The sequence below is a fragment of the Piscirickettsia litoralis genome, from assembly GCF_001720395.1.
Lineage (GTDB): Bacteria > Pseudomonadota > Gammaproteobacteria > Piscirickettsiales > Piscirickettsiaceae > Piscirickettsia > Piscirickettsia litoralis.
Map to the genome: position 1 here is coordinate 2923999 of NZ_MDTU01000001.1, position 9286 is coordinate 2933284.

Annotated in this window: 15 protein-coding genes; 13 read left to right on the plus strand and 2 right to left on the minus strand. The window is 34.7% G+C overall.

Annotated elements, in window-relative coordinates; genetic code table 11:
• Positions 1–229: 229 nt before the first annotated feature.
• The 13 genes from BGC07_RS14415 (at position 230) to BGC07_RS14470 (ending at position 8527) form a co-directional block, all read left to right on the plus strand.
• Complete coding sequence (locus BGC07_RS14415) at positions 230–691, plus strand: hypothetical protein (RefSeq protein WP_069313661.1); 462 nt, start codon at positions 230–232, stop codon at positions 689–691.
• Positions 660–902, plus strand: a complete 243-nt coding sequence (locus BGC07_RS14420) for a hypothetical protein (protein ID WP_139121712.1) — start codon at positions 660–662, stop codon at positions 900–902. The genes BGC07_RS14415 and BGC07_RS14420 overlap by 32 nt, the downstream gene beginning before the upstream one ends.
• Positions 903–919: 17 nt before the next feature.
• Positions 920–1117, plus strand: coding sequence for a RasGEF domain-containing protein (locus BGC07_RS19600; protein WP_235603442.1), 198 nt, complete (start codon positions 920–922; stop codon positions 1115–1117).
• Positions 1118–1202: 85 nt separating this feature from the next.
• Complete coding sequence (locus BGC07_RS14425) at positions 1203–1874, plus strand: hypothetical protein (RefSeq protein WP_069313663.1); 672 nt, start codon at positions 1203–1205, stop codon at positions 1872–1874.
• A 684-nt stretch (positions 1875–2558) separates the two neighbouring features.
• The gene (locus BGC07_RS14430) at positions 2559–3569 is read left to right on the plus strand and encodes a hypothetical protein (protein WP_069313664.1); all 1011 of its coding nucleotides are present in this window, start codon (positions 2559–2561) and stop codon (positions 3567–3569) included.
• A 191-nt stretch (positions 3570–3760) separates the two neighbouring features.
• Positions 3761–4447 (plus strand): hypothetical protein, encoded by a 687-nt coding sequence (locus BGC07_RS14435; protein ID WP_139121713.1) that lies wholly within the window; start codon positions 3761–3763, stop codon positions 4445–4447.
• A 112-nt stretch (positions 4448–4559) separates the two neighbouring features.
• Complete coding sequence (locus BGC07_RS14440; protein ID WP_069313666.1) at positions 4560–4769, plus strand: hypothetical protein; 210 nt, start codon at positions 4560–4562, stop codon at positions 4767–4769.
• Between the two features lie 146 nt (positions 4770–4915).
• Positions 4916–5533, plus strand: a complete 618-nt coding sequence (locus BGC07_RS14445; RefSeq protein ID WP_069313667.1) for a hypothetical protein — start codon at positions 4916–4918, stop codon at positions 5531–5533.
• 496 nt (positions 5534–6029) lie between these two features.
• Positions 6030–6302 carry a hypothetical protein gene (locus BGC07_RS14450; protein WP_069313668.1) on the plus strand — a complete coding sequence of 91 codons (273 nt, stop codon included), beginning with the start codon at positions 6030–6032 and terminating at the stop codon, positions 6300–6302.
• Between the two features lie 28 nt (positions 6303–6330).
• Positions 6331–6732 carry a hypothetical protein gene (locus tag BGC07_RS14455; RefSeq protein WP_069313669.1) on the plus strand — a complete coding sequence of 134 codons (402 nt, stop codon included), beginning with the start codon at positions 6331–6333 and terminating at the stop codon, positions 6730–6732.
• Positions 6733–7232: 500 nt separating this feature from the next.
• Positions 7233–7748, plus strand: a complete 516-nt coding sequence (locus BGC07_RS14460; RefSeq protein ID WP_069313670.1) for a hypothetical protein — start codon at positions 7233–7235, stop codon at positions 7746–7748.
• Between the two features lie 112 nt (positions 7749–7860).
• Positions 7861–8088, plus strand: coding sequence for a hypothetical protein (locus tag BGC07_RS14465; protein WP_069313671.1), 228 nt, complete (start codon positions 7861–7863; stop codon positions 8086–8088).
• A gap of 112 nt (positions 8089–8200) precedes the next feature.
• Positions 8201–8527, plus strand: coding sequence for a hypothetical protein (locus tag BGC07_RS14470; protein ID WP_139121714.1), 327 nt, complete (start codon positions 8201–8203; stop codon positions 8525–8527).
• A gap of 9 nt (positions 8528–8536) precedes the next feature.
• Here the strand turns inward: BGC07_RS14470 and BGC07_RS14475 are convergent, their stop codons facing one another.
• On the minus strand, positions 8537–8767 hold the full coding sequence (locus BGC07_RS14475; protein WP_069313673.1) for a hypothetical protein: 231 nt from the start codon (positions 8765–8767) through the stop codon (positions 8537–8539).
• Between the two features lie 76 nt (positions 8768–8843).
• On the minus strand, positions 8844–9286 hold a 443-nt coding region (locus BGC07_RS14480; RefSeq protein ID WP_158006958.1), incomplete at its 5' end, for a hypothetical protein.

Below are 9286 nucleotides of genomic sequence, written 5' to 3' on the forward strand. Positions count from 1 at the left end.
GCGCATGGCTGGGGTTATTTGTCCTTGAGTAGATAAAGTATAACTAATAAAAAATGATCTTATTCATTGAGAGCTGTGATGAGCAGATTGATTATATTAGTATATTTACCTTCTGTTTTTCCATATTATCTTTTTACAAAGCCAGAAAAATACCGTTACTCTTACCCGTTTCAAATTTATCTGCTTGTGCTAAAAATAATTTACACCATTTACATGATGAGGATAATAAATGACTAACATTAATGCGCTTCTCAAGCGAAAAACAAGTTTATCAGAGGATGTTGATCTATTAAATGAAATTTACAGCGAGCTGTTAGAAAATCATCTTAAAAAATTAAAGGCTGGATCTTCTCCAGATGAAATTCTTATTGCTATGCAAAAAGGGCTTGAGGATAACCTTAGACCATCCCTAACTATTAGTCATCTAAATGAGAAGCAATTGGGCTATCTTGACAGGAAACTTTCCTCTATGCCTAAGAAATTGAGTCATAAAAATAGTCAGGCTTTGCTAAAAAATCTTGCTATATCAAAAGAAGAAATATATGGCGAAGTTTCTAAAGAAGGAAGTGTAACAAAGCAGCGTGAAGCAATAAGTGATCAGGCAAACCAGATTGAATGGTTATTTTTAAACTTAATATCAGCGCTTAGGGTTAATATTAGTGACCATATTGCTGGGAAAAAAAGAAAATAAATATCTTTTAAAAAAAATAACAAGGCAGGACTCTTTTGATGATAGTTTTATAAGAGAAGAAACTGATTTATTAGATGAACTAAGTAAAAAATTCCTATCTGTTATTGAAACTGATGCATTAGACATAGATATGAACAAAGATAACTTAAAGGAGCAAAAAGTTGAAAATGAAAGAGCAAAAAAAGTAGGAAAAAGGTCAAGAGGCAATTAGCGCTTTTCTCAAAAGCAATTGATCAAAAAGTACAATACAGTATTATGGATGCACAAAGTCTATCAGATTCAGCTAAAGCTTACTCTTTTTGGGTAAAAATCGCACACCAGGCAGTAGCTGATAAAAACTATGAGCTTGCCCTCAGTGTATACAGTGCTTTAAACACAACTACAGTAGTGAGAGCTTTTGATGAGCTGAAAAAAAATAGAGCCTAAGTTAGCTGAAAATGCTTCAAATGAATATAGTGAACTCACAGCGCTTTTTTCATCAAAGAATGGCTATGAAAATATAAAAAAGAAGATGGAAAGTGCCGATGCTTTCGGCCCGTTCACACTAATTGCTAAGCAAGTAGACGCTTTTAAGAGTCATCCTAACCCTAAGTTCAAGGGCGGTAAAGGAGACGCAGAAAAAAATAAAAAGGATCAGGAGCGTTATCAAAATAGTGTTACACGCTATAAACAACTAATAAAAACGTTTAAAAAACTTATGGCTAAAGCCAAAGGCTGTGATCCAGTAGAAAATGAAAAAATAAGGGAAGACAAGAATTTTTATGTTTTATTAGATAGAATGAAACAGCTCTCATCAGCTTTGGCACTTTTTAAAAATGATGCAGTTAAAAGTGAAAAGCAAGCAGACTTAAATCGCTGTAAATCACTAAGAGAGTTGTGCTATGTTGTTTCTTCACACTATGATTTTTCTGCACGTAGCTCGACAAGCTCAGCTCGAAAGTTGGCTGACTTTCTAAATAAAAAAGAAAATCAAGCGCTTGCTCAGCAAATATCTCCTACGGGAAAAAAAATTAGCAAAAGACGTATACGTGCGTTCGCTTTGGGACAAGAAGAGGTTAGTGCTAATAAAATGAGTCAAGATAAAAAGAATAAAGAATATTTTTCTTATGGAAATAAGGAAAATAGAAATAATGACAACCATCGAAATAGCCCAAAATATAGGATTAAAAAAGTAATTATTTAAAATATGCTCAGAAGGTAAGATTAGTGGGGCGAAAACGTGAAAACCCTACACCTTTAGGGCAGGAAGGTAATGAAAAAAAGAAGGAAATATGCGATGTATGATAATAATTCCATACCTTTCAAAAAATTTACTATGAGTAATAAAGTTTAAAAAAGCAGAAAATTCTGTTACGGTCAAACCTAATATAGATTAGTAGGCCTTATATGTATGACTTATAGATATACGTTTTTAATTAATTTGTTATAAGTGTTCAAACAAGAGTCTAATTTAACTACAAGGCAAAAAGTTTTGAGTGTTAGCATTAGTTTGAACGCCTTTATTGGAACTAGCTGTTAAATCGCAAGAAACTCAACCCATATCGTAACTCTTACCCTAGAGTTAACGCAGATATCACGGCATATTAAGAGATAATAATCAAACATCAAAGACAAGAATGCTGGTGTTGTTTTAAGGAGAGTAAGATGATAATTGAAAAAAACACAAGGTAAAGAGAAAAAATGCATTGCTCTCTTTGATTAACTTTAGATAGCTAATTAATTATAAATTTATTTAAAATACCGTCATCTTTTTTTCAGCTCTCAGGCGCTGCTAAAAAATAGGGAGTTACCTTCCTTTCCTCATAGAGTGATTAGATTGTTTGAAACAAAATAACCTCAAATAACCATTAACAGGAGTGTAGATAAAATGCCCTTGATTGATAGTGAAAAATCAAAAATCGAAATCGGTGCAGCCGCAGGCATGTCCGCCTTAGCTTTAGGCTATGTCACATGGAAGTATAATAAGGCAAAGAATGAAACTGAGTTGAAGCTTATAAATGCTCTTCAAGATAAGCATAAAAACCTTCTAGGCAAGTGGGGCAAAGACTTTCAACCTCCGGTTAAAACACAAGATGACACGATAAAAATACCAAAATATGTAAAAGACACATGGTTAGCGGACATAGCACGGGGAGATGATTTAGGAGAATACAGAAAGGCTCTGAAGGAAAGTCAAAAACGCATTGCGCAATATCAGGAAAACCGCTATAAGAATCACTGGGGAACAAAAGCTGGAGACGCGCGCCATGTTGCTTGTGATTACCTTCAATACCTGTTGCAGCAATGTAAAGAACTCCCCCCTACTCAGGAAAGCCTAAAAAAACTTGATGCCGTTAAAGAAATGTTGGTGGCGTTTAGAGTTGGGCTAATTAAGGGTGATACATCAAATAACCGTAAGGGGTGGTTTCAAGGTGCAGAAAATTCGCTGGAAAAGGCAAAGGCAACTCTATCAGAGAAAATAAAAAACACAGCGCTCGATAGTCGGTTGCGTCTACAGTCCGAATTAGATTGTTTACTCGCAGAAGACTACCTGAGGCTAGCTGTAGCCCTAACTGAAACTGAAAAGAGCAATGAAATTGGGGCAATCGCAGCTACGTCTATAGAAGATTTGGCGGTGGGCCATATTAGAGAAGCATATTCTGACCAAAGTTACAAAAAGTTACATTCAAGTTACAAATCCGACATAGAAACTTGTGCAAAAAATATAAGAGACAAACAGGCAAACAACGAGGAGGGCCTGCCTAAAAAAGTAATAACGCTAGCAAATCTTCCTAAAGAACTAAGTGGTAAATGGGGAAAAGAAGCTAGCAAAAAGGAGGCAACCAAAAAAACGTCTGACTCAGTTAGAAAAACAAGAGCTGAGTTTTATTCATCGTGATGCAATTAAATTAGCCGTATTGTACAACAATAGGTCAATTTTGCTAAAAGAAATGGCGGATCATACTAGGTTTGCTGGTGAACTTCAATTGTTCGGTGGCAAAGTTTTAGTCAAATGTAAAGATGCGCTTAAAAGCCTAGGGAGAAAGATAAAAGCCTACGAGCAAAAAATTAAAGCCAATGCGTTCGGGTTTGAAAAACTACGAAGGAGGAAGTGACAACAGAGTAAATACAAGTTCACTTATGGTACTACAAAAAAGAATAGATGATAATAAACCGAAGCAAAAACAAGTAGAGAAACTTGTGAGCGAAATGCTTGATCAAAAACCGAATGAGGTAGTGAAACAAGCTGAGGTAGCGCAAATTAAGCTAGAGAAAACTCTAGATAAACTAAATGATGAGCAGAGTGCTAAGAAAAAACGTACAAAAAATATAACTCTTGATGACTTAAAAATGAACATGGAGCATCAAAAACACAGCTTGATCGATGAATATAAAGATAACTTAATCCGGCATAATCTCATCTTCAAGGAGGGTTCAAAGAATGGCATAATTACAAATTTCACAACCACCTATGAAGCAGAAGAAGGTAAGCCAGAATATATCAATGTAGATGCAGGGAAGTTGCATAAGAATATAGGTGCTTTTTTAGAGGATCGAGAAAGCAAAGGGAAAAAATCGAAAGATGAAGTTTTTGAAAAACTTAATAGCTTGAAAAATAAACTAGGTGAACATCTAAAATTAATTGATAATGTGAATGATATAGAGGCAGCAGATCGAATAAAAGCAACAAAACAAACAGGTTTAATTAGAGATAACTTTAAGATAAGTGGATATAATGACAAATTAACGGAAAATATCAAAAGGCAAAAAAATTGAAATCAAAGAATATAAGACTAACAATGAAAAACTAGTTAAAACGAAATCCAAGCTTGAGCACGAATTAGAAAAGGCGAGGAAACATAACGAAAAAGCTCAGGATAATCTGAAAGTGTGTGATGAAATACTCAGTGCTGCGGTGAAGACACTTACCGAATCACTAACGCAAGTGAGTGACACAACCGAAATTGAAAGCATCATATCTGATGAAGGTCAAACAAGCAATAAACAGGAAGCCTGGGCAAATTGGAAAAAAAGGGTTGAAAAAGGGCTAGAAAATGGTATTAAAAAACTAGGTGAATTGAAAGGAAAAAATAGCTAGTGTAGGAGTAGATCTTAAAAGTACGGAGAAAGCATTAAAAGAGGCTAGTGATGCAGTGTCGCAATTACTGGTGCAAATAAGAAATTGGAAAATTATCAAAAAAGCAACGTGGCATAATTAGTAAGCATGAAGTAGAAAAAGGTCAGTTGGAAAATAAAGTTAAAGAGCTGGAAGGTATAATAAAATCATTTGAGGGAAAAGTGGTAAGTAAAAAACAAAAACAAATGAAAAAAAATCATCCTGATTTGACTAAGTACGAAAATATTAAAAAGTCTCTCAACGAAGCAGTTACTAACGCAGCGGATGAGGGAGGAAGTCACATAAAAAAAGCTGTTATACACGACTACCTAGAATACATGGATAAGTGCATGCGGAGTAGGGCATACAGTGGAAACCCCTCAAAGAGTCTTGATAACTATATGAAAAAACTCATAAGATTAATAATAGGGAAGCGAAAAAGTGATATGGGCTTAGGTTCGTCAATCTCTAAAACCGGTAGCAAATTCTTAGAAGAGGTTAATGAAAATTCAAAACTTGTTAAGTACCTAAAAACACTATGTAATGCAGAAGGTGATAAGCTAAGCAAAAAGGATTTGAAAGAATTTGTGAATGACGGGGCTAATAAATCGTTCTATATAAAAGACGAAAAGTACAGTGCGGAATTCTTCAATTTAAGTCAAAAGCTAAAGGGCTTGAATCTAAACAAGTGGCATTTGAATAGTGAGAGGGTGCCCTTACAAGAGCGTGATTATAGTATTTGCTAGAAGAATATTTGAAAGCACCTGTAACTAGAGTTGGTATATTTTTATGAAACTTTAGTAGAGCTTACGCTTAATAATGACTTCTTGAATATATAGAATAGGCTCATAAAAAACTTAACTTATTTTTAATTGATTTTTGAATGTGAGGTGAACTACATGGGACTATTTTATCCAGATATCAACAGAAATCCAAGGCTTCTCAAAAAAAACTAAAGAAGCTTTTGATGGTTTCAAAAATTATATGGGCTTTTCATTTTATACAGCGCAATCTTTTCTTAAAGAAGAAAAAGGGACAAAGAAAATAAATAAAAATTTAATAAAGTTACGCAAAAAAACTGAAGCTAAAAAGTGGAGAAAATGCCTTAAATAAAGCGGTAGAGTTAGAGGAGGAATTGCAAAAAAGAGAAAAGAAAATCCAGGTCCCGGTGTTATAGAAGCGCTGGAGGCAGAGTTAGGTAGAATATTTCAAGGGAGGCAAGGATTCACCATCCAGGAGTATATGGCTTTAACGGAAAGTCAACAGCTTCAATTTACTCACATCCTTGCTGCTAGGCATAATTATGAGTTTGCTGTTAGTACCTGCGGTGATCATGGATTTCAAGATGAACGAAAAATGTTCCCTGCTGACACTAAAGGGCAAGGAGGTATAAAAAATGATCAGCTTAAAATAAATGCAGCTTTTATCTTGCAAATTTATAAATGTGAACAAGGTAAAGTTCCTGATAAAGGAGTATTGGATCTATTTAAAAAAAGCTCAAGGGTTAGATCCTGAAGTAGACTTGCAGGCGGAACTAACTATTTTGAATGAAAAAGCAAATAAAAAATTTCTACAGGCACTTTGTAATAAAGCAGCAACAAAAGTGCATAACCGTTGGTGGTCTTTCGGGGCAGCAGGTGAAAGAGTCAATATTAAGGGTGATAATAGTTTTTCCTTTGTTGTTCCAGGGCATTTGGCAAAAGCAATTGAGGCTAACAAGGCATACCTTCAAAAAGATCCGGTTACATTTAAAGATAATTTATTAAAAACTCTTGTGAGTTATAAAGATAGTAAAGTTAAATGCACGACATCAAGGGATGTATGGACACAAACGCTATATAATGCAAAGACTCAGAATCCTTCATTATTTTTCGATGACATGATTAAAGATATTGAAGAGAAAAAGGCGATATCTCCATCATCTAATAATGACCTTCGCAATTGAGCTACTTAGCCTTCGTAGATAAAGCCTAAATATTTTCACTAGGCTAGGTGTGAACTTTTTGCTCGGTGCTGCATTTTAGGAGACAGGAAGAGCTGACCTAATTAGACCATATTGTGGAACTTATCTAAAAGTTGTGAAGCTGGTCTTAATAAGTATTTATTGGGAACTTAAGGCTGAGAGTCATCAATATATCCTATGGACAAGAGGTTAAGTTATTATAGCAAAAAATGAAAATGCTTTTGTTACCGCTTACTTTTGTGGAACAAGCGTCCCTAAAGATGATGGCTCAGCAGTTGTAATCGAGAATTTTATTAACGAATTCACAGAAAAACCTTCCCTGCATAATATAGATATTTACAGTTTTAAGTATCATGGCTGTAGATACGAAAACAAGTTGGGGTTGTATGGCTTAAATGGTAATGGAACAGGGGAGCTAGCGAAAAAAATTTGTTACTGATTTAAAAAAGAAAGTGACAGGTAACAAGCGAGTCACTGTTTTTATGGCAGGACATTCTAGAGGTTGTATTTCAGCTAATAAAGCGGTACAGCTTATTCAAAGCGACCCAGACTTGAATAGCAAAGTGAAGGTGGTTTTAGATGAAAAAGATCCTGTACCTGGGAACTTGAGGTTAACATCGGCTATAGGCTCTTCTGCTGTTGGGACTATCACTCATAAGGCAAAAGATCTTAGAAAATGCAGTGTTGTTGAAAAGGCATATATTACCTTATCTACAGCTTCAGCTTATGATCTTTATAGCAAAAATAATAAAATAGGTCATGATGCCTTAATCCCAGAGCTTCATCCTGACACAGAAAGTGAAGTTGAAATTATACCAGGTCATCATCTCTTCTGTTCTGATATAGGTCAACTTGGCTTTTGCTCCTCTCGATCTAAAATGAGGCACTTAATGTTTTTAGAACTAAAAGAATTAGGTGCAGATAGTTTAGATAATGATATTAAATTAAGTAAAGATGATGAAATAAGACAATATAATAATCTTATGAAAAAAATTTAATGAGTCATTTTTTGGAAAAAAAGATCGACGTGATATACACTTTGGAGGTAAAGCAAGATATTCTAAAGCGGCTTATAGTAAATTTTTATCGAAGAAGGATGAAGGAGTATCTTTGAATTTTCGTCACTGGAAGCTTAAAGGGTGTCCAGACATTAAAAATCCAATCATCCTAGGTATCAAGCCACCAGATAATATTTCTAATGTTCAGAAATTAGAAAGTTTCCACCCTAAAGGATACTTAGTTCATCAGCACATCATATCCATAAAACACAAAATATTAGAAAGTTTTAATATGATTGAAGATCAAAATTTAAAAATAGCATCGAAAAAATCATCTTAATGCTATAATCAATAGCTGCGCACTAAATTCTATTGAAAAAAATAGCATCGAAGAAGCTAATGCAGCCTTCGATGAAGTTTTTAATAGTGCTATTTCACCTTTGCTAAAGTTATTGGGAAGTATAACAAAAGAGAGTATCCAAACATTCAAGGATGAATCAAAAGCTACGCCTTGGTGGAAGACAGCTTTAAAGGTGGTTGCTGCAGCTGTTGCTATTGTCTGTGGTGCTGCTTTGATTGCTTCATCATGTGGTTTAGCAGTGCCAGTTATCGGAGTTGCAGCTGCGACTGTCATTCCTGCCCCCGTTGTAGGGGTGGCAGGTGGGCTGTATAGTTATGGCGGCACTAAACTACTAAAGCATGCATTTTTTGAATGTGAAGTGGAAAAGACGGGTAAGCGGCTAATAAAAGCCGCTGTTGAAAGTCAGGCAGTGCTCTAAGAGCGTAACTCAACTAAGATCATGTACATTGCTAGGTTGAGCTGGATTTTCCTTGGTTTTTGCCTTAGCCTTTTCGAGAAAGTGACCTAATTTTAAAAATTTATTTTCGACTTTGTCAGCCTGAATCAATTTTGATACCTTTGAAAATACCTTCTCATTCTCTTTATCTATTGGATTTAAAAAGTAGCCACTATTTGTTCTGGTAAATTTGTTGCTGCCAGATAAGGCATAGTTACGCAAGTCTCTATATCTTAACTTGTGTTCCGTACCAAAGACTAAACTCCTTAAAACTTTATTATCTGGGTGATTAAGTCCATCAAGAAGTGCATAGCCTGTTTTTGTTGTATTTGTTGGGTGGAAAATCCCATTTTTTCCGTCGAATACAAACGATTTGGCATAGCTCTTTAAGGTTCTTAGTCGCTCTAATCGCTTTGCCTTTGGGAGTAGCAATATCGGCAATTTCACTCAGAGCTACTTTGATACTCTCTAAAAAATTATTTTTTGATTGTATTAAATAATTATTTATAAGTACGCTAGTATTTTCCCGTTGTTCATTAATTTTTTCTAGAATAGTGTTAGTAAAGTCTATTTTTTCGTTCTTTAGTTTTTTTAAGGCATTATTAGTTTTTCCAACAATTTCTTTTTTGTTACCCATTAACTCTATTAGTGCATCGCCAATTTTATCTTTTTGGTATTTATATTTTCGATAGCACTCTATCAAAGTTTTTTTACTCTGCCATCTTCTAGTTTGGTGAATTC